Source organism: Bacteroidales bacterium (genome assembly GCA_031275285.1).
Lineage (GTDB): Bacteria > Bacteroidota > Bacteroidia > Bacteroidales > UBA4181 > JAIRLS01.
This window is the reverse complement of the sequence record JAISOY010000203.1, coordinates 72,459-98,332: the sequence shown is the minus strand read 5'-3', so window position 1 is coordinate 98,332 and position 25,874 is coordinate 72,459. Positions and strand designations below refer to the sequence as shown.

The 25,874-nt window shown below is 40.5% G+C and carries 18 protein-coding genes and 1 pseudogene; all 19 read right to left on the bottom strand.

Annotated features, from left to right (window positions below; all coding sequences use genetic code 11):
• Positions 1–5: 5 nt before the first annotated feature.
• Positions 6–956, bottom strand: coding sequence for a DUF1735 domain-containing protein (locus LBQ60_19970; protein ID MDR2040204.1), 951 nt, complete (start codon positions 954–956; stop codon positions 6–8).
• Between the two features lie 38 nt (positions 957–994).
• Positions 995–3,016 (bottom strand): RagB/SusD family nutrient uptake outer membrane protein, encoded by a 2,022-nt coding sequence (locus LBQ60_19965; protein ID MDR2040203.1) that lies wholly within the window; start codon positions 3,014–3,016, stop codon positions 995–997.
• 11 nt (positions 3,017–3,027) lie between these two features.
• The gene (locus LBQ60_19960; protein MDR2040202.1) at positions 3,028–6,078 is read right to left on the bottom strand and encodes a TonB-dependent receptor; all 3,051 of its coding nucleotides are present in this window, start codon (positions 6,076–6,078) and stop codon (positions 3,028–3,030) included.
• A gap of 92 nt (positions 6,079–6,170) precedes the next feature.
• Positions 6,171–7,586 carry an IPT/TIG domain protein gene (locus tag LBQ60_19955; GenBank protein MDR2040201.1) on the bottom strand — a complete coding sequence of 472 codons (1,416 nt, stop codon included), beginning with the start codon at positions 7,584–7,586 and terminating at the stop codon, positions 6,171–6,173.
• 1,032 nt (positions 7,587–8,618) lie between these two features.
• A complete protein-coding gene (locus LBQ60_19950; GenBank protein MDR2040200.1) occupies positions 8,619–10,049 on the bottom strand; it encodes an MFS transporter in 1,431 nt (476 codons plus the stop codon).
• Between the two features lie 154 nt (positions 10,050–10,203).
• Positions 10,204–11,148 (bottom strand): nitronate monooxygenase, encoded by a 945-nt coding sequence (locus tag LBQ60_19945; protein MDR2040199.1) that lies wholly within the window; start codon positions 11,146–11,148, stop codon positions 10,204–10,206.
• The gene (locus LBQ60_19940) at positions 11,145–11,915 is read right to left on the bottom strand and encodes a class I SAM-dependent methyltransferase (protein MDR2040198.1); all 771 of its coding nucleotides are present in this window, start codon (positions 11,913–11,915) and stop codon (positions 11,145–11,147) included. The genes LBQ60_19945 and LBQ60_19940 overlap by 4 nt, the downstream gene beginning before the upstream one ends.
• Positions 11,902–13,035: a glycosyltransferase gene (locus LBQ60_19935; GenBank protein ID MDR2040197.1), complete on the bottom strand. Its 1,134-nt coding sequence runs from the start codon at positions 13,033–13,035 to the stop codon at positions 11,902–11,904. The genes LBQ60_19940 and LBQ60_19935 overlap by 14 nt, the downstream gene beginning before the upstream one ends.
• 1 nt (position 13,036) lies before the next feature.
• Complete coding sequence (locus tag LBQ60_19930; protein MDR2040196.1) at positions 13,037–14,485, bottom strand: lipopolysaccharide biosynthesis protein; 1,449 nt, start codon at positions 14,483–14,485, stop codon at positions 13,037–13,039.
• Positions 14,482–15,447 (bottom strand): glycosyltransferase, encoded by a 966-nt coding sequence (locus tag LBQ60_19925; protein MDR2040195.1) that lies wholly within the window; start codon positions 15,445–15,447, stop codon positions 14,482–14,484. The genes LBQ60_19930 and LBQ60_19925 overlap by 4 nt, the downstream gene beginning before the upstream one ends.
• Before the next feature lie 11 nt (positions 15,448–15,458).
• Positions 15,459–16,319 carry a glycosyltransferase family 2 protein gene (locus LBQ60_19920; protein ID MDR2040194.1) on the bottom strand — a complete coding sequence of 287 codons (861 nt, stop codon included), beginning with the start codon at positions 16,317–16,319 and terminating at the stop codon, positions 15,459–15,461.
• Between the two features lie 29 nt (positions 16,320–16,348).
• Positions 16,349–17,215 carry a polysaccharide pyruvyl transferase family protein gene (locus LBQ60_19915; GenBank protein MDR2040193.1) on the bottom strand — a complete coding sequence of 289 codons (867 nt, stop codon included), beginning with the start codon at positions 17,213–17,215 and terminating at the stop codon, positions 16,349–16,351.
• Positions 17,216–17,221: 6 nt separating this feature from the next.
• On the bottom strand, positions 17,222–18,409 hold the full coding sequence (locus LBQ60_19910) for a glycosyltransferase family 2 protein (GenBank protein ID MDR2040192.1): 1,188 nt from the start codon (positions 18,407–18,409) through the stop codon (positions 17,222–17,224).
• Positions 18,410–18,452: 43 nt separating this feature from the next.
• A complete protein-coding gene (locus LBQ60_19905; protein MDR2040191.1) occupies positions 18,453–19,103 on the bottom strand; it encodes a hypothetical protein in 651 nt (216 codons plus the stop codon).
• A gap of 8 nt (positions 19,104–19,111) precedes the next feature.
• Positions 19,112–20,242, bottom strand: a complete 1,131-nt coding sequence (locus LBQ60_19900) for a glycosyltransferase family 4 protein (protein ID MDR2040190.1) — start codon at positions 20,240–20,242, stop codon at positions 19,112–19,114.
• A 204-nt stretch (positions 20,243–20,446) separates the two neighbouring features.
• Positions 20,447–21,433 (bottom strand): annotated as a pseudogene (locus LBQ60_19895) (glycosyltransferase).
• A gap of 11 nt (positions 21,434–21,444) precedes the next feature.
• On the bottom strand, positions 21,445–22,359 hold the full coding sequence (locus LBQ60_19890; protein ID MDR2040189.1) for a glycosyltransferase family 2 protein: 915 nt from the start codon (positions 22,357–22,359) through the stop codon (positions 21,445–21,447).
• A complete protein-coding gene (locus tag LBQ60_19885; GenBank protein ID MDR2040188.1) occupies positions 22,356–23,798 on the bottom strand; it encodes a hypothetical protein in 1,443 nt (480 codons plus the stop codon). The genes LBQ60_19890 and LBQ60_19885 overlap by 4 nt, the downstream gene beginning before the upstream one ends.
• A gap of 10 nt (positions 23,799–23,808) precedes the next feature.
• Positions 23,809–25,869, bottom strand: a complete 2,061-nt coding sequence (locus LBQ60_19880) for a hypothetical protein (protein MDR2040187.1) — start codon at positions 25,867–25,869, stop codon at positions 23,809–23,811.
• Positions 25,870–25,874 lie beyond the last annotated feature (5 nt).

Below are 25,874 nucleotides of genomic sequence, written 5' to 3'. Positions count from 1 at the left end.
CTGTTTTACTTGGTTAATATTCGGGGGTCATTGATATCTTCCTTGAAATCAATACGCAATTCTTCCTTAAAATTGTAAAGAACGCCGTCTGTATCCCTGTATGTATATGAGAGTAGGAAGGTTTTATAGGTTTTGAAACCGTCATCTTCTACCATGATCACATTCGGGTAATCTTCATCGCCGTCATTTTGGGTGATTTCCTGATCGTAATAAGGTTCGATCCTGAGCTTGTCACCGTCAAGAATGGTAATTTTCATGGACCTGTGTTTGTACACATACGGATCAGAATCGTCATTCAACATATCGCCCGCCATGATACGGAACGAATTCTCGCTAAGCGGAAACACCAACTTGCTACCAAATTTGTCCAACAACATAGAGGAACCATCCTCTGCTTTTTTGGCCCGCTGGTCATAACGGGTGCCGCCATACGAAGCCCACCAGTTTTTGATACGAACCTGATAAAGCAGATATTCCTTGTCGGGATTAGCTTCATATACATTATACGAATCAATCCTTAAAGCGATGAAATAGGAAGAGTCGGGTGACAATCCTTCGGGACGGATCCTGACAGGAATGACACCCCTCACTTCTCCGGCCGGAATGACCAGTTCATAACTGGGAATGGTGTATTTGCTGCGATCCAGCGCTTTGATGTATTTCGACCTGTTCAAATCGTAAGTCAACACATTATAATCATCTATCAATTTGGTGTCTTCCACCAGCGTCACCCGGATGTCTTTGTCCGTCGGGTTGGTTCCGCCCAGCGATGCAGTCACGTATCCTTCCGATTCGCTCAACCGTAGATCGTGAAACCAGGTGGAAACATTGTCGTCGTCACTCACTAAAGCAAACAGGCTTTTGTACTGTTCCCTTTCAAATACCTCATACTGGTCGCAGGAAAACGAGGCGAAAACGAGAAAGGTTGCCAAACATATCTTGATATACTTATTCATATATTTTCGAATTATAAATTATTGATTCATTCCGGTCATTAGTCTTGCCATCCCGGATTCTGGTCTAACGAAGGAAGTCTCCTTACTTCGGTCAGGGGAAGAGGAACCAGATGCAGTCTCTTGTTCACTACCCGCTGGCCAATACGGGAGTTGTTGGGGACCACGCGCCTGTAATAACTACTCTCGTCTCCTTCGATGTTCATACCGGTCATGGTTGTCGATTCCGATTCTTCATATTTTCCCCAACGGCGGACATCGTAATAACGGCGATTTTCGCAAAGAAATTCCACCATCCGTTCCTGTTCAATCAATGATTGAATGGTTTGCGGATTACTCAATTCCGTTTCGCTTGGTGCAGGAAGACCTGCGCGGTGACGCACCTGCCCGAAAGACAGCCGGATTTCTTCCATATCCCTGGAGAATGTCTGCTGTACACCGTCCACTTCAACAATATGGCTTGTGGTGAGGTTATTCAACGCTTCGGCATACGAGAGCAGGATCTCTGCATAACGGATGATCGGCCAGCCTTTGGCCAGACGGCGTGCATTATCTCCAAACCACGAATCCGTCGGGTGGACAAACTTTTTGAGTACGTAACCCGTAGCGGTATGGTTGACCTGGGCGTCGGCGGTAGCCGAATTTTTCCCGTTGTTGCCGTTCACCAGATATGAGATTTGCTTCACACCCGCAGTGGTGTTGGTTACCGAACCGAATTCCCACCAGCAGTTGGTAAAACCTATGGATGCATAGAATCGCATTTCGCGGTTGATATACATATTATAGGTACCACCTAAGAGCTGGTAATCCGAAAAGTTTTCCGGAGCTGGCGAAAATCCTGTTTCCGAATAGGGGTATAAGCCATCGGGCCTTGGTGAATCGTAAATCGTGCGGCCATCGAACATCCGGTAGGCATCAATGATCTTCTGCGGTACGGCCAGTGAACCCCATCCCGAGTTCGTCAAAGGAAATGCCATCCGGGTATTTTCAGCGACAGTACCCGAGTTACGTCCCCATACGAATTCAGTATTGGTGGGTATTACGGATTCGCCTGTAAACATGTCCGAATAGGATTTGAAATGGTCAATTTCAGCAGCGCCCTCCGGCCATGGTTTGTAAAAGTCCGGGTCGGCAGTGATACCTACCGGCATCGGTTTGCTGAAAGCGCTTGCCGGAGCCACATGCAATTTGTACAGGCCCATATCCATCACCCTCTTGGCAGCAGCGGCAGCCACAGCCCAGCGTCGTTCGTCAGGAACCTGCGATACATAATACGCATCGTCCGTTGAGCGTTTCCATCGTCCGAAAACGCTTCGCGCCGCAGGACCACCATTATACAGCGGACTGGCGTGAATCAGGCGCAGACGGGCAACTAACCCGTAAGCGGCGCCTTTGGTAGGACGGCCAAAATCCATCAGGACCGTTTTAAGTTCAAGTCCTTTGGCGGCTTCTTCCAGTTCGGAGCAAATATATTCTACTGCCTCGTCATATGTGCAGCGGGCACGATCATAAAAATCCAGGTCCTCGTTGTTGGCAACCATGTCTTCTCCCAGCAAAATCGGTGGTCCCATGTCCACCAGTATCTGATAATAGGCGTAAGCCCGTATGAAACGCGTATTCGAAATTATCCTGAGGCGTTGGTCAGCCGTCATGTCCTTCGCTTCGTCTATACGGTTGAATATAGTATTGCATTTGCGGATCGCCATGTACATCCTACCCCATTTGTTGAGGTTATTCATATAACTTGCCGAGGTTTCACCCAGCGCAAAAGACAGACCATTGATCTGGTTGCCCCCGATGTTGAAATTACAGAAGGCTTCGTCGGTGGCCAACGGACCGGGGGTATCATTGTACTGCCAGATGGCGGCCTCATCATTAAAGTGCCTGGGAATATTCCACATATAAGCTTCCACGTAACGGAGCTCCATAAAGATGGAATCCAGCTTTAACTCTTCGCTGAAATAATCGTCGATATTCAGGTAGTCCTTGCATGAACCGAACAGAAGCGGTAAACATAGCAAAAATGGGATGAATCTCTTGATGATCTTTTTTATATTACTCATTTGATGATTTATTACAAGTTAATGTAGATTTGCAGGGTATAAGTAGTAGGTATCGGGTACACGATCCCGTTACGAGAAGCCTGTTCAGGATCAAAGTCTTTCACTTTATCCCACACATAGAGATTGTTTCCTACAAACTGTAAATCGATGGACGAAACACCGATCTTTTGCAGTACCGGATTCCTGAGATTGTAATTGAGGGTGATTTCCTGCAAACGCAAATAACGGGAATTAGCCTTCCAGAAATCGGATGTTTGTGTATTGTTGTTATCGCGGCCATACCTCAGCCTTGGAAACTTGGCGTTCGGATTTTCGGCCAATGAGGGATCAATACCGTTTGCCACGGCGTAATCTATCGGGATCCACCGGTTGGCCGGATCGTTGACGGAGCTCAATACATTACCGAATTTGCCATCATAGAAAGGTACATAACCATAACCGTTACGGAAATAATGCGTATCACCGGTGCCTTTGAACAATACACCCAAAGATAAATTCCTGTACCTGAATTCACCTCCGAAACCGTACATCAGCCGGGGGTAATTACTGAATGTCAGTGGCACACGGTCGTCCCCGTCAATTTTACCATCGCCGTTAACGTCGCGGTATTTGAGATCTCCCGGCATCACCGTCCCGAATGTCTGTATCGGGCTGGTATCGATATCATGCTGGCTTTTAAAAAAGCCCAGGTTCTGATACCCGATGGTGGGTTCGAACGGATAGTCGCTCTTTCCCTGGTAGGGATATTTCGGATTGGCCTCCTCCCAATTACTCACAACATTGTTTGAGTAAGTGAAATTACCCCTCACCGTGAAACTCATATTTTGATTGATCTCATGCATAAAGCTGACATTACCATCGGCACCGTAACTCCTCATCTTACCGACATTGCCGTAGGGAAGGGTGGGCAGTCCTGCATAATCGGGTACCTGCACACGCTGTTGGAAAATACCGTTGCGTACATCGTTGAAGAAATCCAGTACAAACGAAATCTTATCTTTCAGAAAACGGGCATCAATACCCACATTGGACTTGGTTCCCTTTTCCCATTCGAGGTTATCGGCGCCAATACTGCCATCATTAACAACCTCTACCAAAGAGGAACCCCAGGGACCATAGCTAGTGCTGTTTACCGTGGTCAGATAGGGGAAACGTTGGTTGTTTGAGATGCGGTCATTACCCACCGTTCCGTGAGAAGCCCTGATTTTAAACAAATTAACCCATGGCATATTCTCCCTTACGTAGTCGTAACCAGTCAGTACCCATCCCACCGCTATGGATGGGAAAAATCCATACTGACGGCCCGGCTGAAAGTTCTCCGAACCGTTGTAACCAAAGTTAAAGTCGATCATATAAGTATCCTTGAAGCCGTATGTCAGCCTGCTCGATACACCCTGATATCGTACAGGGATAGCATTCAGATTAGTGGTTGATGCGGATGAATATTTCTCATCGCTCAGGTAATAATAAACCAGCGCTGAAACGCGGTGTTTGTCGGCGATCACTCTTTCCCAATTGAGATTGGTTTCCAAATGATATTTACGGTAAGTGTTGGTAGTTTTGAGATATCCTATATCATCAGCCTGCTGCCTGTTGATGGTAACCAACTCGCCTTTGGTATCGCGACCTTGAGCTTCAAACAGAGCCGGAGTAACAATTCGCGCTTCGTTGAAGAAACTTTGGTTATCGTAGGCGCCCTGCACCTTCACTTTCAACCCCTTAACGAGCATATCCATATCCTGAGTGATTGCCAAGGTAGCTTTGCCTTTAAATTCCTGATCCGAACGCCTCCCCATGTGGTTCACCATCACTGAGGGCGAAATCTCAGTCAGATCGCCGACACGCGCTGCCGGCAACTCGCCGTTGGAATACCTGACAGGCAACAGCAACGGGTTAAGCCGGCCCTGCGCATTCCATATCCAGTCGGTGTTGCTTACGCCCGGCGTGTTGTTGATCGAAATAAAGCCGTCCGTACCGAAATAGACTTTGGTGGTTTTTGTTAAATTCAGGTCTAGGTTCAGACGGTAGGTATAAGTATTGTAACCTACATTGCTGGAATATACCGATTTGTCATATTTGTAGGCGGCATCTTCCTTGCTTCCCCCCAGGCTGAAAAAATAAGTGGCCACATCCGCTCCACCCCTTGCGCTGAGATAATACTGCTGTTTAAAGGAGTTGCGGCGCATAACTTCACGTTGCCAGCTGACATCCGGATATAAATCGGGATCCAGGCCTAACCTGATGATGTCTAATTCCACCGGATCGTATTGGGGTTCATCACCTCTCAGCACCAGCGCTTCGTTGGTCAATTTGGCATAATCGTATGCGCGGAGATAATCGGGCATGCGGCCCAAATGCGAAATAGTCCAGTTGGCACGCGCCGTAATACTCATTTTGCCCGCCTGTCCTTTTTTGGTAGTGATCAGCACTACGCCGTTGGCACCGCGTACGCCGTAAACGGCGGTAGCCGATGCATCCTTCAGGATCGAGAAGGATTCGATATCGGCGGGGTCGAGACTGTTGATATCGCCTTCCAGACCGTCAATCAGAACCATTGCGCTTGCATTGGCGCCAAAAGTACCGATACCACGAATCCAGAATTCTGAAAGGTTCTTTCCCGGTTCACCGCTCGTTTGCAGCGAAACAACGCCTGCGATACGTCCTCCTAACAGGTTGGCCACAGAGGCAACCGGCACCTGAAGATCTTTGACGTCGAGACTACTAACAGCAGCAACGGTTGAAATTTTTCGCTGCGAACCAAGAGCTACAACCTGTACCTCTTCCAATTGTTGAGACGATTCGGCTAATTGGATTTCAAGATCTTGCTTTTCTTCGGTTACTAGGTATTCAACACTTTCGAAGCCCAAAAACGAAAACACGATCATATCGCCACGCTGCGCCCTGATGGTAAATTCACCGTCAGCATTGGTAGTGGCTCCCCCGGGTTTGTTTTTTAGTTGAATAGTAACTCCCGGAACAGCGCCGGTCTCGTCGTATACCTTACCTTTCATAGTATAGGTCGGTTGTTGTGCCGGCAGCGTAAAACAAACCGCCAACAACATGACCCACAGCACAGATGCCCGCCGTAAGTTTTTTCTAAGATTAATTTTTATCATATTATTTAAATTTAAAAATAATTCCTATTCATTCGGTACTAATTGACAGACAGTTTCCTGAGACGCCCATTTCTATAATCGGCTACATACACCGAACCGTCCGTACTAATTGCAATCCCTCTCGGATTATTGAACAGTGCCTCTTCCCTGGAACCATCCTTATAACCTGCCACGCCGGGGATCCCTAATACGGTTTCCACCTGATTTTCGGGTGTAATTCTGCGGATACAGTGATTACCATAATCAGCAATATAAATAAAGCCATCGTCATCGCTGAATATCTGTGCAGGCTGCCTGAACTGGGCCATAGACAGTGGGCCGTCTCGATGGCCGCCGGAAGTATTGGTACTGCTCAGTTTCGTTACCACAGGCGGATCTTCGTTCAAATCAATGGTACAGATGCTGTTCTGATGTTCGTGAGGGTCGCTCCAGAATGCGAGATACAGGATATTGGGTTCACCCGGGCGGAATGTCATACCATAAGTATTGCATGTTCCGGTCTCCATCAACACTTCAGCCTCGTAAGTGTTCGGGTTGACCCTTACCAAAGCCCCCTGATACCAACGCGTGTAAACGAAATTAACATCGTTCCCATTAACATCCTTCTGAAGGGTCGGATTCACCACCATGCAGTGTTTCCATCCATACTGGTTATGCGCCGGTGCGGTTAGCCATTTCATTTCCCGGCGCCTGGGCGCCCAGTACTCAGTGGGATCGCAGGTAATAAACGAACCTATGGAAGACTCGGTAGTAGCAGTGATCACGCCTGTAACAGGGTCGGCACAGGGAACATTGGCCTGTAATGACGAGGATTGAAGACGCTCAAAGATATTCAGTTCTTCGTTGAGACGGCAAAAATAATTGTATGTCGTGTTGTCCGAAGAACGGGAGGTAATGAAAACATTGTCATCTTTATCCATACAGATGTAATATGGCTGGAAGACGGCAGCGGCAAGGGTACCTTCCTGGAATTCCATAAGGGCCCCATTTCCGGCAATCGTAGTGACAGTTACTGCTTCTTCGTATATAAAAGTGTCGTTATAGACCAGTGAATCACCGTTAATAACCACCGATATTTGGCATACGCCTCTTTTGTTACCCGTTCCGGAGGGCTCCGGCTCCGGGAAACCTTCCGCATTGCCCGGCAATCGCGGGGCCATCACATACATTTCTTTTCCCGTTGATCCGATGACAGGTGCAATACGTTTATTGAAATACACCTTAATAAGTTTAGGATCGTTAGGAAGGTTCTCTCCGTCAAGTATGATCTTTTGCTGAAATTTCCCTTCTTTAGGATAAAATGAAGAAACCTGGAAAGGCTGATTAGGGTTATACTTGTTGTCCTCATCATCGCTTCCGCATGAAACAAATAAAGCCACCATGCATATTGGAAGAATGACCAACCGCCAGATATTCCACCCGACAAGTTTAGATTTTGTTATAGGTATATACATAATTATTGATATATTAATTGTTTAATTTTGTACTTTTTCATTAGATTGTTTTGGTATTTGAATCGGTTTACCTGTGTGTACATCTCTTTCTTCTAATTCAGTTCTCGCTTTTTCATCGTTAAACAGTTTTTATTATTATACTTAAAGATTCAGTTATTAATAGTCTTACCGGAACAAAAGCGTCCGAAGGATTTGCGTGTGTTTTTAACAATTTTTTGAATTATTTCATAGGCTGATCAGTTTAGTTAATATATTAATACACAAAGTCCGGACATTGTATTACATAATACAATGTCCGGACTTTGTATCCGAAAATACGATAAAATATGTATCTTAGGCTCTCTCTCTCGCTCTCTCTCTGCAATAGCTGTGCCACAGAGCATTAATGCATCAATCCCAATAAAATAACTATCCACTTTATTACAGTGGTGGTTTTTATCAAAAAGATGATGATTTACTATATATCGGCACTTTAATCTCATGATGCAAACGTACAATGTCCTGTGATCATAGAGGTTCAATATTTGATAAAAAAGGTTTGTTATCTATCAAAAAATGAATTGGCAGATAAGTAATTGAATCATTACTAACTAGCTGAAAAACAGGAATGCCGAACTAAAGGAATATATCCTTATAGAAATAGGTTGTGAGGTAATATCTGAAACCTCTCCAAAATTTTTGAATTACCTTAAAAAAGAAATTTAAGTCGAAAAATGAGCAGGTACTATAAAAAGAAGTTAGCACGCGTTATTAATTCGGGTCTGTTCAAAACCTGATATCATTCAAATAAAAGCGTATTTTCAGCTAAAAAGTGCAAGATGTTATGACCAAAAGCACCCACCTTTTATACCTCCCCAGAAAACTCCCGAAAACTATGATTTCTTAATGAAATCATATAACAATATCTGAATTAATCAACGGAAAAGTAAAAGAGTACCTCCGCATGAGTTTGAAAAGTAGCGAAAAAGAAACTATAAGCCTTGCGGAATAAATTGAAAAGCAAGGTGAATTATTGGTGTATTCGTATATTACTCAATCACTTTTCTTTTTCGATATCATCCGGTCATAAAGGAAAAGAAAGAATGCGGCACAAAGTCCGACTGCCAGTAATACAGACCAGAGGCGGGAGGGATGATAGGTCGACCACAGCAGATTGGTCAATTCCTGTACGCCCAAATTCATTTGACCGGCAACTTCTTCAAAATAAGCATTGGTAGACAATCCTTCCGGTATCTGTAATCCTTTTTCCGATACGAATTTTCGTACGATCATTACCTTATCCGACATTCCCTGGTAAACAACACCGGAAATCAAACCTGCCAGGATATTCCCCACAAAAACCGGAATAAAAGAATATCCCATATACAACGCTTTCTTATCTGCCGGTGCGATCCGGCCAATGTACTCCGTTATTTTCGGCGAACCGGCCATTTCTCCCAAAGCAAAAATCAAAATTGCCAGCATGGAAAACAATACATTCTGGGAAACAAGTGTAAGTGCCATACCAATGGAACAAACGATGAATCCGGATATCATGGAATGCAATGGTTTTAATTTCATTACAATACTGGAAACCAGTATCTGGAAAAGAATGATATAAAAAGCATCCAGGTTGGTGATGAACTCGGCATCCATCACACCGGGTGCAGGACTATAATTCTTGCTGATAAAAGGAATATAGGTATGGAAAAAATTATATAGCGCACTGGTATCCACCCATTGGGAAACAAATACGGGGAGTGTGAAGAAAAGCTGGTTGTACATGGTCCAGAATCCCGCCACGATCAGTAAAAATACCATGAATTTACCGTCTTTCAGTATGCTGCCCATATTCCGGAAGATCTGTCCGAAGATCTGCCACAACGATCCGGAAGGCCGGTCAACTGCCTCCCCGGGCTCCCGGTAAAAGAACAACAAAATAAAATTCAATGCAAGAATTCCGGCTGATACATAAAAGATCAGGTGAGAAGTATCTTTGAACAATAAAGTAACCATCGGACCAAAAAAAGCACCGATATTCACCATCATATAAAAAATACCGAATCCGATAGAAGAGGTTTTCTCGGTAGTGGTTTTGGCAATGGTGGCTGAAATGACCGGCTTAAATAATGCTGCACCTACCGCCAGATATAAATACATGATAAAAACCCCGGTAAAGGTGGAGAACATGGGCAGTAAGATGAACGCAGATACATAAATCACAAAGGAAATAAACAACACTCGCTTATATCCGTACCTGTCTGCAATGGCGCCGGTCAATACCGGAAGGAAATAGAGGATACCCGTACCAACCCCCATCAGGATACCTTTCTGGCTTTGGGAAAACTCCAATCCTCCTGCATCCGAAGAACCGGTGAGATAATTGGCAAACAACATAAAGAAACCGTACCATGCCCAACGCTCAAACAATTCTATGAGGTTAGCTACCCAAAAAGTACGGGGAAAGTCCTTAAACAGATTCATATTGGCAGTTATTAAATCATTGAAAATTAAAAATGGATCATTGAAAATTACCTGCGATGAGGTGGCAAGTCCGGTTAAAAATCATATTAATCATTATCAATAAACTGATTGAAAAAAAAATATATTCAATTGTCCTTTATTTATTTGAGCGATTTTACAAACTTTTTAACCGTGATAATGCCATCTGGTAATCATTCACTAATTTCTTCATCACATCGGCTACCGGACTGATGGTATCGATCATGGATGCTACCTGGCCGATCTCCAGTTCTCCGTTTTCCAGATCGCCTTCAAACATACCTGATTTGGCCCGGCCTCTTCCAAGAATGGTCTTCAGTTCATCGGCATCTGCACCTCTGGCTTCCGCTTCTTTGATTGCATCGAAAAACGGATTTTTCAGCAAACGTACACCCACTGTCTTTTTCATCATCAACATGGTATCCCCTTCCCCGGCATCCAGAATACATTGTTTGAAAGCCGGATGAGCAGAAGATTCTTCGGTTGCGGCGAATAACGAACCAAGCTGGACCCCGTCGGCACCTAAGGCCATTGCAGCCAGCATGGCCTGTCCCGAGCCGATACCTCCGGCTGCGATTAACGGTAGATCTACGACTTCCCGTACATGGGGAATTAGCACCATAGTGGTGGTTTCCTCGCGCCCGTTATGCCCTCCGGCTTCAAATCCTTCGGCAACAATAGCATCTACCCCGGCATCAGCGGCTTTTTTTGCAAATTTGGTATTGGATACTACATGAACAACAGTGATGCCTTTTTCTTTCAGGAAAGATGTCCACAAAGCCGGGTTCCCGGCCGAAGTGAATACTATTTTCACTCCTGATGAAACAATGATATCCATTAGCTTATCTATCTCCGGATACAATAACGGCACATTCACACCAAAGGGTAATTGGGTGGCTTCCTGACATTTTTTGATATGTTCGGCCAATACATCAGGATACATGGATCCGGCACCGATGAGTCCCAATCCTCCTGCATTACTGACTGCCGCTGCCAAACGCCAGCCGCTGCACCAGACCATTCCTCCGGATACTATGGGATAACGGATATTGAATAACTTACAGATACTATTTTCGGTCATTTTCGTAGGTTTTTATATTTTTCATATTCTTCAAGCGACATCGGCGTTTTAGCTTTTCTCATCATTTCTTTCAATATCTGGAAAAAAGCCCTGACAGTACGCCCTGATTCCTTTCGTAAGGAATGAGATGGAAATATTTTTTCGATCATCTCCTGAGTCCATTTTTGAGTAAAAAAAGAACTGTAATATTCATCTTCCGGATTAATGATGAAATCAATATCATCTTCCCACTCATATCTTACATTGTGTAAATCACCGTATGTATTACAAAGTAACCTGTAGGCAATGGATTGAAAAGGCAGGTATGTTAAAAAAAGATTTCCGAAATCCGGTATAAATCCGCCTTTTATTCTGGATTTCTCGTAGAGAACCAGCCGGTTATCTATTTCCAGTATTACCCATCGATGGGATTCTTTGGGAAATAAAGCCTCTCCGATGAAACTGGGTGTTTCCATATACCCTCTTTTTGCTACCCGACATTGCTCGTTGATAAATTGCGCAGGATCTTCCGCATGTTCCAAAGCATGGCAACAGATCACATAATCAAATTCCTTCTCCTTAAACGGAAGAGATTCTCCGGAAGCATTTACCAGCGTTTGATGCGAAAATATCTTCACATCACCAGATCTATGATAGTTGCTGTCAATATATTTCTCTGCCAATACATCAGACCTGTAGTTCGGATTATGTCCGGAACCGACTTCCAAAACCCTGTCCTTCTTTTTTATCGACAGGCTATTTCTATTTATCGGATTACGTATTTTCATTGATATCTTTTATCTGATCAATTACGATTTTCATTTGCTTATTCCAGGATAATTCATCGATAATGGAATTACGGATTTCCTGTGGGTTCATTTTCACTGAATGATAAAAATCAATCAATGAGGGTATATTTACAGGTGTGTCATCTGCCGGTATTTTCATTACATAAGGCATATTCTCAAAATCTTCATCGATTTCGGAATAAACAAAAGGAATACCCCGTGCTGCATACTCACGGTTTTTTAAAGTTTTTATTCGGGTTATTCCACTACGGTGTCTTGCCAGGCTGGCGATGCCCATATCTGATATTTCAAAAAGATCGTCCAGTTCTTTTCCAAACCTGGTTCCATGGAAAACAACATATTTTTCCAATTGAAGATCTTTTACCATACTCCGCAAAGGTACCATATCCCCTGATCCGACAATATGAAATACTACCTGCTCCGATGGTGTTTTTTTATAAAAATCTGATAATCCTTTTATTATACGGTCAAACCCATGCCAGAAATGTATTTCGGCAACTCCTATCAGGTTTAACTGGTCTAGATTTTCATTTACTATTTTTTTTACTGGAATTTCGTCAAAATCAATGCCATTGGATATGTGAATGGCTGATACTCCAAATATAATCCCGGCATCAGAAAAAGTAACCATTCTGTACAAATATTTGGCCATGTGTTTCCGGAAATAACGATCTATCTGTAAGTGAATTCTTGACCGCAATGATGAATGGTTATATTCCTGATCATAAGGATAAGTAGGTATCTCCATCAACAGCTTTATTCCATGCTTATGAAGTTTTTTGAGCATCCGTGTAAGACAGGGATTGGCATTATGTGCGGAACGTATATATACCAGCTTTATTTTGTTGGACAGGATATACTCAATTAAACTTTTATAACGGATTCTCTTTCTTATTTTACCTTTTATTCCTGTCCCATAATCTTCCAGAATTTTATCCCCGATCATTCTGATATGATGATCATTTTCTGTAATTTTCAAATACGAAAGCTGCGTTTCTATTCCATTATAATTGAGCGCTTTCACCTGAGACATTATTTTCTTACTAATGCCTTTGTTATAGCTTTCAAACCCATGAAATATCAAGAACAAAGCTTTCATGTTATTTTCTTTGAATAATCTGTTTTATTTTCCCTTTAATATTATACTCTCCGGTCAGTTGCATATAAAACAAAACGATGGAGAAAAAGGCAATTGATTTTATAATCAGACTCATCCACAAGCTGTAATCCCTGACCAACTGATTTAAAAAAAACATAATAATCAATGAAATAATACTAATAACCAAAGGTGAAATAAATTGCTTCCAGAAAGACAACATATCAACTTTCAATGTTATCCGGTACATTATAACATAACAAAGGACAAAATTCAATACAAAGGAAATACAAATCCCCCATGCGACAGCAATTAAGGTTTTAAAAATAAAAAGCCCCACACATAATCCTGTAACTGTCAATAAAGTAGAAATAATTCCACTTACAAAAAGCATCTTTGTATCATTAGCGGCCTGAAATATAGACCCGGATGTTGACAAAATCATCTGAATTCCTACAGATAACGCCAATATCTGAAATACCGGGACGGAAGCCGTCCATTGCATTCCGAATATCAGAAGAGTGATTTCCTTCGCTGTAAAAAAAAGAAAAACAGATAATGGAAATCCGATAAATGCAAGGAATCTGACAATTTTTATATATGATGCCGAAATCTGGGACATATTCTTCTGTAAATCTGATAAAACCGGATGGAGTACCGGAGTTATCACATGAGTGATATTCTGCAATGGCAGCATCATCAAACGATAAGATTTTTCATAATACCCCAAAGGCGTCATACCTAAATATTTACCAATCATCAGCTTATCCAGATTACGACTAAAATAGTTAATCATTTCAAACAAAAACTGATAAAGCGAATAAGCAAAAATCTTCCGGACTGCGTTTATTCCAAACGTCCATTCTATCTTTTGAGGGTAAACATATATTCCAATAATAAATCTTGCAACAGCAGTGAGAACAGGTGCAATCAACAAGGCGTATAGTCCCGCCCCTGAAAAAGCTGCAATAATAGCAATTATTCCGGCAATTAATTGGATGATAAGATTTCGTGTGGCAATAAATTTGAATCGTTTATTTTTAAGAAATAAGGAATTGGGGACAATGTTTATTGTCGCAAAGAACAATTGTATAGATAAAATTCGACATATACTTAATAAATGAGGGCTTTCATAATAAGATGCTATCAATCCGGATAAAAAGAAAAAAATAACAGATAAGATTAAAGCGATCCAAATGGTAAAACAAAATATTTCCGATAAATCTTTTTCCTCGAGTTCTTTGTTTTGTACAATGGCCGGAGCAATGCCCAAATTGCTAAATGTATTAAAAAAGGTAATAAAAACCATAGCTATAGCTACGATACCAAAATCTTCCGGAACAATCAACCGGCTTAGAATTGCCGCAACAATAAGGGATATGAATATACCGCTGTATTTTGATACTGCTGTATAAGTAACACCTGATATTAGTTGTTTTTTTGTTGAGGTCATTTCTTCATAATTTGTTTTCTTTTCAATTTTGATTTAATCTTCAATAAAATTGGAAATAAAAGTACGAGCCATGACTTTAAAGAAATATATTTTCTGTATTTTTTCCAGCATTCTTTAAATACCCATAATCTTTGTTTCCGTGGCAACGAATTAGCCATGTATATTGCAGGGTTTAAGGAATACGCGATATTCTTGTCAATAATATTCCGGATTTGCTCATTTTTGTTTTGAGAAAAAACAAGTAAATATTCTGCCACAACGAAATAAGTTTCTATATTTTTTATAGAATATTTTTTGGTCATAATCGACTCCTCCCGTAACCGTCGTTTAAAAAAGGCCTTTGGAATATAACCGACTTTCTGGGCATTAAGATACAACATGGATGTAAAAATCTGATCCTCATGTAATAGTCCAGTTATGAAACCGATATTTTTATCAATCAGAAACTTTCTGTTAATAAAACTTAACCATGGTGGAACCTGATAAGCTTTTGCATCCAATAGTATTTCCATCACATCTATTCCGGAATAAATCAACCCAGGGTCTACCACATTACGCCTATCATAAGATATCGGTAACGAAAGTCCATTGTTCTGAATCAAATATTCTGCATCAAAAAATACAAAATCCAATCCATTCCCCGTTGCTTGTTCGTAACAAGCAGACAAAGCTTCCGGTTCCAGATAGTCGTCACTATCCATAAAATAGATGTATTCACCTATTGCTTTTCCCAATCCAACATTTCTGGCGACAGCCTGTCCTTTATTTTCCTGATTGAAAAACTTGATCCGTTCATCCGATTCTGCAATTCTCCCTATTATCTGAAGGCTATTATCTGTTGATCCGTCATTAATAATAATAATCTCAATATCCGGTAAAGTTTGATCGACAATGCTTAAAATTGCTTTTTCCAGATATTTTTCTGTATTAAAAACAGGAATGATAATACTTACTTTAGCCACCCTATAAATTTTTATTGTTTATCATCTCTCAAATTATATGGCTGATCTTCATAATAGGCATGTTTTGTAAAAAACCGGGGAATACGTTTTATGTCCTTATATACATGCCTCCACATCATTCTAAGCAAAGACCCATCACCGTCTTTATACAATCTCCGGGAACTGGTTTTTACTCTTGCTTTTTGACTTAATACCAGAACCGGCTTCCCGAATCTCTTTAACTCGGTTAACATTGCACCGTCTTCTCCTCTTAATATATGGGTTCTCCATCCTATTTCTTTTGCATGTTCGGTATAAAATGCGAAAGTTGCTCCCCCTACACAATACTCCGGACGCTTATATGAGCGCAGCCAAAAAATTTTATCCCTAAAAAATTCATATATCTTTAATAATCCTTGTTTTTTACCATTACCAACATAAAATCCGCATGGTGTAAAAACAGCAGAGACATTTGGTTTAGAAAGGTATTTTATCATTGTATCAATATATGTCGGCGGATATAATGTATCTGAATCAGCTGTAAAATGATACTTTCCTCTTGCAATCTCCAAGCCAGCCTGACGGGCATGGCCATGTCCCGGTTTAGGCTGAAAAACATTCCGCACCCCCATTCGATCAAGGATTTCCTGTGTTCTATCTGTTGATGCATTATTTACAACTATGATTTCTACAGACAAATCTGTCTGCATTTCTGATAACGACCATATACAAGGCAGAATATTACCTTCCTCATTGTAAGCAATTACCACCACAGACGCATCAACCTGTTCACGTTCCAGTTTGCGTAAGTTATCATGAATCTTCCGAAAGATATCATCCGATATATTACTAAAATCGCCAAACGCTGATAAATATTTTGTATACCATTTCATTTTTGGACGCGTTCCATTTCATGAATAAATTAACTCCATAAATCATATGGAAAAGATGCAAGCAATTTTTCTCTCATCATATCAAATTTTGGAGGAATATCTAAAGATATTTTCAAAGCTTCTTCTATGGTAGATGCTATTTTATATGAGTTCCTATTGGTACTGTAATAATAATCATCGTATTTAAAATTTCCTCCTTTTTCATAATTTTCAGGTTTTAATAATATTGCCGGGACACCATACGCCTCTGCAACAATAATTCCATGTAAAGAGCTGGAAATCACAAACTCAGAACTTAAAATCTCATCTATAAAATTCCTCCATTTTTTAGTTTCTATATCAACTATTTTGTTTATATATTTATTATTTATATTCCGGTTTCTTGAGCCCATCCAGTGAATTATAGAAAAAGGTTTATTTTTTATTGCTTGTTGAGGATGATAGAATAAGGGCAGCAATATTGCTGGATCACCCATAATATCAGGACATATATGTCCCATTGATTCCAGTATCCTTTTCGTTTCGGGTCCTCTGAGCGCTCTGATGTCATATTGTGATTGTTGCAGTTGAATTTTATAATGTATTGGGGAAATTATTCCGCTCCCCCACACTGTTGCATTTATTGTACTGAATCCCAATACAGAGCCAACAGCCAATAAATGTCTTGTTTCATTCGTTTTCCGGTTAATATCAATTCCTTTTTTATCCAATAATTTCTCTACAATAAGTTTTGATAAATAATCTCCTAAATTGTGGGAAAACATTGTGGGCCTCCAATAATGCAAATTGACTCTGTTTTTCTTTATTTTTCTTTTTGAGTCTCCACAAATGAAATTCTTATCTCCACCAGACAAGCTTACATATATGTTCCTGAATTTCTTTTTTAATGTTACCATAATAATCTACATTCTCCTTTTAGCTTTTTCCCATTTTGCATCCTGTTTTTTCCGGATATATCTGAAAAATCCTAAATATACAGCTAAATTCATGATGAAGAAATAATACGGGATAAAAAATACTTTATATTTAAGTTGTTTTTTTTCTAAAAACCAACCTAAAAAAGCCAATAAGTAAAAACAGACTTGTAAACCTAAAACGATCGTAATGGGATGATGAATGGTAAAACTCATCCGGAACGACAAAACGAAATTACTCATCAAAAAAAACAATAAACTTAACGGGGCCAAAGTCCATCTGAGTACACGATGTGAAATATATTGAAACGACAAAACACCAAATCTGAAAATATTCAGCAGAGGCGATAGTCTCACAATTGATTGTATTCCACCTGCGGCAATCCTTACCTTTCTTTTTAGTTCTTCCCTGACATCCGCCGATGGTAATTCATAAGCATATGCTTCCGGATCATATTGGGTAACATATCCCTGCATAGCAATGCGTAAGGATATGATAAAATCATCCAGTATGGTATCTTTTTCCACTTCAGTGAAGTACTCCCGCCGTATGGCAAATAATTCTCCGGCAGCACCTACTACAGAATATAGCCTGGCATCATACTTTTTAAGGAATGACTCATATTTCCAGTACAATCCTTCACCTGCTCCGGCAGCCATGTCTTTGTCCTTACTAAGGATGCGTTTTTCTCCGGAGACACAGCCCACCTTCGGATCGGCAAATAAACGTACGATCCGCTCTATGGATTCCTCCCCCAGTAAGGTATTAGCATCGGAAAAAACAACAATCGGAGATGTTATTAACCGCATTCCCCTGTTCATTGCCATTATTTTTCCTTCCCGGGAGGATTGGTGGTAGACAATTATATCCGGATATTGCTGCAATAGTTCAGGGGTTCCATCGTCTGATCCGTCTGTAACCCAAACAATTTTTAATTTTTCTTTTGGATATTTTAAATTACGGCAATTCCTGACTTTTTCATCCACATAATCTTTTTCATTGTACGCCGGGATAAACAGTGTGACTTCCGGGAATTCTTCCAACGGAAGTATATATTTTCTACTTTTTATCAATTCTTTGATCTTCACTAAAAACCACAACAATATCCCATAACCGATATAGGTATAAACAATGATAATGAGCGAAATACAGAATATCACTTCAAATACATACATATTGCTTTCTTACAAATCAACTAAACACTTATTTCAGAATTCATCATGGATGAAAAAATAAAATGGTATATACGTAGGAAAAAACTTCAGTCAGAATGTCTTTCACGCCTTCACTGCTCCGCCACCAGCGGTCGGATGGATATCCTCCTTCGGGGAAAGAAATCACGCCTATTTCCCATGTGTCTCCGAAAGCTTTCTCAAACAATATCCGCGACCTCCGTCCATGAACATTACTGCATATCAGATTTATTTTTCCACCATTATAGCCTGATTCAACCAACTTATTTTTTACAGATAATGCCATGGCGTATGTTCTGTCTCTTTCTACAGGTACAGCCGGAGCGCTTATGACCTGCAATGGGTCTACACCTTCGGAAAGAACTATTGAAGCATTATAATCGGAATAATTAGCATATTCCGAACAGAGTATTCCCTTACTTATTGGTAATCCGGAACATATGATCTTATCAAAACCGGCAATCGTGATATACTCAACAGCCTGTTTGATAATAAAATCGGGCACATATCCTTCAATTACATACAATTTTGTTTCTACCGGTTTATTTTCTGCTAAAAAACCATAAACTTTCCTGAAAAACAGAAGAATGGCTAAAATCAGGCAGATCAGAATCAACAACCAACTCCAGAAAGTTAACCTTTTATAGGTACCGGTTTTTATTAATTTGACTTTCAATTATACATTCAGTTTAATGTGCAGTATACATTTTCATAAACTTCCAGTACTTCTTGTGCCGACCGTTCCCATGAAAACGCCTTACGTCTTTGCAATCCCCGTCCAATCATCTTTTCACGTTCTTCAGGATGAGATTCCAAAAACAACAATTGATCACTTATTTCTTCAGGATGAAATGGATTTACATATAGTGCCGCATCTTCCCCGATTTCCGGCATCGACGACACATTAGAGGTGATTACCGGTACTCCGCAAGACATCGCTTCCAGAATGGGTATACCGAAACTTTCATGTAAAGACGGATACAGGAATACCTGTGCTCCATTATATATGTATGGCATGTCCTTATTGGGAACATAATCGCAAAGCCGTAACATTTTCTTTATTTGCCGGTCGATACCTGCCTCTTTCAGAAAAGTATCAATATGTTTCTCTTTTATATCCAGTATCAGCAAAGGTAACGGATTTTCCGACTGTTGTATATATAAATCATAAGCTTTCAATACCCTTAGTGTATTCTTTTTGGGGTCGGTGTTTCCTAAAAACAGGATGTATGATTCATCATCAATATATTTCTGAGTGATCATTCGATAATCATCCAAGATACGGAACCTGCTACTGCAAGCATTATAAACAACGGTTAATTGCTCCGGAGTAATTTTTGTTTGTTCTAGTATATATTGTTTCTCTGAATTTGATACGGTAATGATCTTTTTACATTTAGGCAGGATCCGGGGAAGAAGATGCCGTCTGTATCTCCTACCTAAAGCCTGATAAAAAGATTTGCTTCCTGCGTATTTTTTTCCCATAAAGATAATATCGTGTAATGTTAGGATTAACGGAACATTATTGGATAGCGGAGCTGTGCTACTGGTACAATGAAGAATATCCGGTTTTATTTTACGAACGGCTCCGGGCAAAGCAATTTGTTCCCAGAATACATAAAACGGGCATTTGATTTCAATAACACGGACATTTCCGGAAGAAGTCAAACAGGTATCTTCACCTGGTTTTACAAATATATAATATTCGTTCTGCGTATCCATCTTCTGTAATTCCTTAATGATTTCCAGAATCACAAAATCCATCCCGTGTTTGTTTTTCCTGAAAATCCGTTGTGCCTCTATTGCGATTTTCAAACGTTCTCCGTCCGCCGTTAAATTGGTGGGGCCGGATATAATCCCATGCTTCGTTGCATGGAATTTTTTTGCGGCTCCTTTTGTCTTAAAAACAGAAATCAGCATAAGCACAGCACCAACAGGAAGATAAAACATAGAGCTGAAAAGTTGTTTGTTATACATCCGGCGAGGTATACTCAAGGCCATAGATATACAAACACAAAAAGTGATCAATATCCACCACAGGGAATAGGAAAACGGTAAAAATATAATAGCCGGTATGGCGAACAAAAACACCGATGAAAGCAATAATATCCTGGGTAATAGAAAATGTTGCAATACTTTATCGAAAAAATCAAAATTACCGCGAAAAAGTTGTATCACACCTTGTCCCAGATTATTTCTTGCCTGTAGTATCTGGTTGGCAATCCACCGGGCCCGTTGATGGACGAATGAATCTGCCTGCTGGATCTTTTCATCCAATATGATCAGATTATCGGCATAGGCTATCCGGATATGTTTTTTCAATAATTTCATTTCCAATTCCTTATCTTCTCCCGATGAAGATATATCCGACATTTGTTCCTTATACAGGGCATAATCAAAAGCCATCCCCGAACCGATCAAACCAGAAGAAAGTCCCAAGGTTGCATGTCCACGACGAAACAGATGGTTATTGATTTCCTCGCTCACTGCATCCAACAGGGCTAAACTGGTATTGGTATTTTTAGCTGTACGATGGGTTTGTAAGGCTTTAATGCCTGATTCAAAAGCATCATTTATTTTGTGCAGGTAATCTCTCTCTACAATCAGGTTATCCGCATCCAGAACTAAAGCGATGTCATAATTATCAGGCAAATCAGATAAAATCGTATTGATGGCTAATGCTTTGGTCCTGTTTTCGTTTGAAAAGCGGATCACCTTTACGGATTTGGCTCCCAAACGATTTAAGGTATCTTCTTTTAGACTATCTGCAATGATAATCAGATCATATGAAGGGTAGTCCTGTAACAAGACATTTTCCGCTAATTCTTCTATTACATTATCCGCTTTATATGCAGGGACCAATATGGCTATTTTCCTGTATCTTTTTGCCGGCAAATATTTCGGATTCTTATAAAACAAACCACTTACCGCATATATAAAGATATATAAGGTGCAGAAAACATAATATCCGGTAATCAGAAAAAAAATGATCTTCAGTACAAGCATATCATTAATTTCTACAGATATTCGTATTTACACATCGACCGCGGCATTCTTATGCTTGCCCACCATGCACGGAATACCGCTTTCATATTTTTAAAATGTCTGCGAAACAGGAATTTCAACATATTCTTAGGCATAACTACCAACAGCTGGTAAATGATGCTTATTATTTTCTGCATCCCGGATGTATTACATTTCACATACAGCACCCTGTTACGATTCATATAATATACCTGTAAAGAGCTGTTTTTTCCGGTTGAAAGCGCTTCCTTATGCAGAATATAAGTATCCGGAATATATACGATCCGGTATCCTTTACTCCTGATACGTCTGCTCCAGTCCAACTCTTCATAATACAGGAAATAATGTTCGTTCATTAAACCTGTTTTTTCTATCACCTCCCGCTTCAACATCATAGCCGCACCATGGGCAAAAGCAGTTTCGCGCCGCAGATCGTATTGCCCGTTATCCGGTTCTGCATATCCAATACTTCTATTGCGGAATGTATATTCAGACATTTCCGTGTATCCGGCAAACTGAATGATATCAGGATCCGAATAGAATTTTATTTTCGGACAAACCACTCCAATTGCCGGATCATCCGCTAAAACCGTAACCAGACACTCCGGATTCCCTTCTGGAATAACAGTGTCATTATTCAATAAATATATATAGTTCCCGTTTGCTTCCTTCAATGCGATATTATTCCCACCGGCAAACCCGAGGTTTATTTTATTCTGTATAAAAATGACTCCGGGGAATTTTTCTTTTATTTTTTCTGCATTATCTGCTGCCGATGATGCATTATCCACGACGAACACTTCCAGATTCGGATAACCGGAGGCATATAATGATTCCAACATTTCGCAGGTAGCATCAGATTGATTATAATTCACTGTAATAACCGATATCAATGGCAGGTTCTTCATTTTTCCGAAAGTGATTGATCCATTTCCCCATCTATTCTCGACGCACAGAATATTAAAGCTATACTCAAAAACATCACCAACGAGGTAGGATGCTGAAGCATCACCGGATTACCGTAATTGGCAACCGCCATCCCTCCGATTCCGGCTATCAGGGCAATAAGCACTGTCCTCAACCAATCATTTTTGATGTTAAACCATACCTGCCAGGCTCCTTTCGTCAGAAAATAGACAATCATGGCCAAAAACATGACCAATCCTACAATTCCCTGTTGTCCCCAGATAGTTACATATCCACTGTCAGGTGGCGTTTCTCCAAGAAATGTCCCCGGCGTTCCCGCCGCAATAGAGCCTATTCCCCCTCCGAAAGGGCGGGAAGATAAATAATCACGGAACCTTGCCTGGTTGGCTTTCCTCACCTGATATGATGCATCTTTATCGGGATTAAATGCACTACGCATACGTCTTATTTCATAATTACTATGCCCGACATAAGTAAATTTCATTGCATAAAAGAAGGTTCCCCCACACAGTAAAACAAGTAACCATAATTTGGCATTCCGTACCAATAACAAATAAGTCAATCCTCCGCCAAGGAGTACAAACATAGCTGTTCGGGTACCACTGATGAACATACCATATATTCCGGCGATACAAACTATCAAGTAAAATAATCGTTCTTTCAGACTTTTTGCTCCCAGGAACAATATGGCGCCGACCAATCCTGCATGTGCCTGCGAGGCTCCGAATTGTCCGGCATCACTCAGGAATGAAAAAACCCTTAATTTCCCCCATAATAAATGTGTATTCTTCAACCTTCCGGCTATTAACGACTGTTCAACAGTATCCAATCCGATGTTAAGCTGGATAAAGCCTTTTATAGTAAGCAATATTGAAAATATTCCCCAACAGATCACAAATATCTTTAGCGACTTGGCATTCAGCAACATGCAAAACAAAGGAACGGTCAGAACCATATATAGGAAAGGTCGGACCCCTATTAAAAAAGAAGAAAATCCCGGACATTCGGGATTAAATAAAGAAGTAAAACAGTAAAGCAGCCAGATAAAAAACACAAAAACGGGAGCATCTCCGGCTTTCTTCCATTCGATCTTCTCGGATAAACTTTTAAACAGCAGGATCACATAAATATAAGCAATCAATGCATCGACCAATATTCCTGTCGGGAATAAATCTTTTACAAAATACCTGGAAATAATGTTTAGGAAAAAACTTAGAAAAAATAATGCGTATAATCCCACTATCGGCCGTTGATAAGTTGCTATAACAAAAACTATAGCCACAGGCAGCATCAGGATCACCAAGCCGGATACCATACCATACAAATGAATCAACCATGCGGACAGGATGCATAATCCGGCAAGCAAGAATAACTGTTTCTTGTCAAAAAACCGATCAGCCAAAGAGAGTGGATATTTCATGAGTGAAATATTAACCATTGATCTTTCCCAATAAATCTCTCACCACATCGTCATTTACTCTGTTCAGGATAATATAAGGAATTGTCTCCGAGACATTAACGAAACTATCCAGCGCAATCTGATCGGCATTGGTCCATTCCCTGTTTGCATCACAAACCAGGAAAACGATGTTGAACTGCCGGATCAGTTTGATCGGATAATCGTTGGAAATTAACGGAGGTAGCTCCCAAAGAAGAATATCGGCATCATCCAGTTTATCCGCAGGCACCAAATCTTCAATGGTGGACCGGAGAAATGTATGATCTGTGTCATAATTCAAGGTATTGATACCTGTTATGTTAAGATGGGGTACAGCTACCATGGTCTTTTTTCCTTTCTGGATCAACCTTTCGGACAAAAAGTTCCCTATCACCGTTTTACCCTCACCCGGTCTTGTACTGATGATAAGTATTTTTTGACATCGCTGATCATACGAATGATATAATTTTTTCAAAATAGTATCAGCCAGACTATGCCTGATAATTTCAGCATTTTTATAATTATTCAACCTTTTGACATAGGGAAAGATTCCACCGACCTGTAACTTTGTCATTCTTTCTGCTCTTTCGGGAGTACTTATTTTCCTACCGAAATAAGCGATTGACAAAATAAGGATCACAGGAATCATAAAACCGGCCATCCCGCCCATTACCACTTTCAGTTTACGGGATCCTGATTCGGCCTTTACCGGATAGTTCGGATGATCGATAATCTGCAATGTCGACATGGATTGGTTCTGCTGGCGCGTTTTGCTCTGGTAGAAATTCTGTAATGCTGAAAGATAAGTCTGTTCTTTGATATTTATTTCCCGTTGAATCCTCTTCAGAGTATCTCCCATTGGCAAAAAATGACTATACTGGAGGGCTTTCTCATTATTCCTGATTTCCAAAGCTGCTAATTTCGCCTTACTTTCTTCGTAGGCTACCACCCTGTTGAAGTATTCCGTTCCCATCACTTCACCCGAGACATTACCACTATTAAAAGAAATATCCTTAATCAGTCCATGCAGTTTATCTTCCAGTTGTTTTTTCTGTGATTGTAGAAAAGATATCTTATCCATGGATGCTCCGTTGATCTCAGCTATGGTCAACTGATTATACAATTTCCCCAATTGTTCACGCACACTTGTCAACTCCTGGCTTTTTGAAGTTCTTACCGATACGTCCATCTGCGATTCTATATTCTTTAATACGGCTTCGGTCGCTGATATAATCTCCTGTTCTTTGTGGATCTGATCCATGATATCCTCACGTTGTGATATCACAATTTCTGTCTGTACATCATAATTAACCAGGTTATTGGCTTTTTTAAACGACAATTCCTTTTCTTCCGCCTGTTTCAGTTCCTTCCTGGCCAGCTCCAACTGATGCTGAAAATAAGAAACTACAGAATCCGTCTGGCTCTCATTGAGTCTTCTGAAATTCCTGATACTAATATCAATTAATAATTCCAGGGTGTTCCGGGAAACACCCCTGTCATTCGATGCATAAGAAACTTTTACCATATCTCCGGATAATAAACGGACAACATCTACATTGGATAAATCCCGGATACTGTAATATGAACCATCATCATTGAGTAATGAAATCAAAAACGGGTCTGAATCAGCTATTTCCGAAATATTCCGATAAGTTTCGTCTAATGTTCCGGCCTTTAAAGACAAAATATGAGGAGGTAGCTGCCGGTGCAGATCATATAAGTGTTCCCCTTCAATGATCATCTGATCTGCTTCTTCCAACATCAAATGAATGGATAATAATCTCAAACTAACCTCCTTAAGCGTCTCACGACTTTTTACAATAATTAGCATATTATCCAATATGGAATTTGCAGCATTGTTATCAAACCTTCTTTCCATGACCGATTCCGGAGTATAGCCTGTCCTGATACCGGTAAATACAGTAGCTTCCGACAGGTATTTCCTGGAAGTTCCTATGGTAAATAATAGGACCAGAACTCCGGTAAAAACCGCACAACCGATAATAATGGCCGCATGCCTGTATAATATTTTAAATATCTGATGAATACTCATACCAT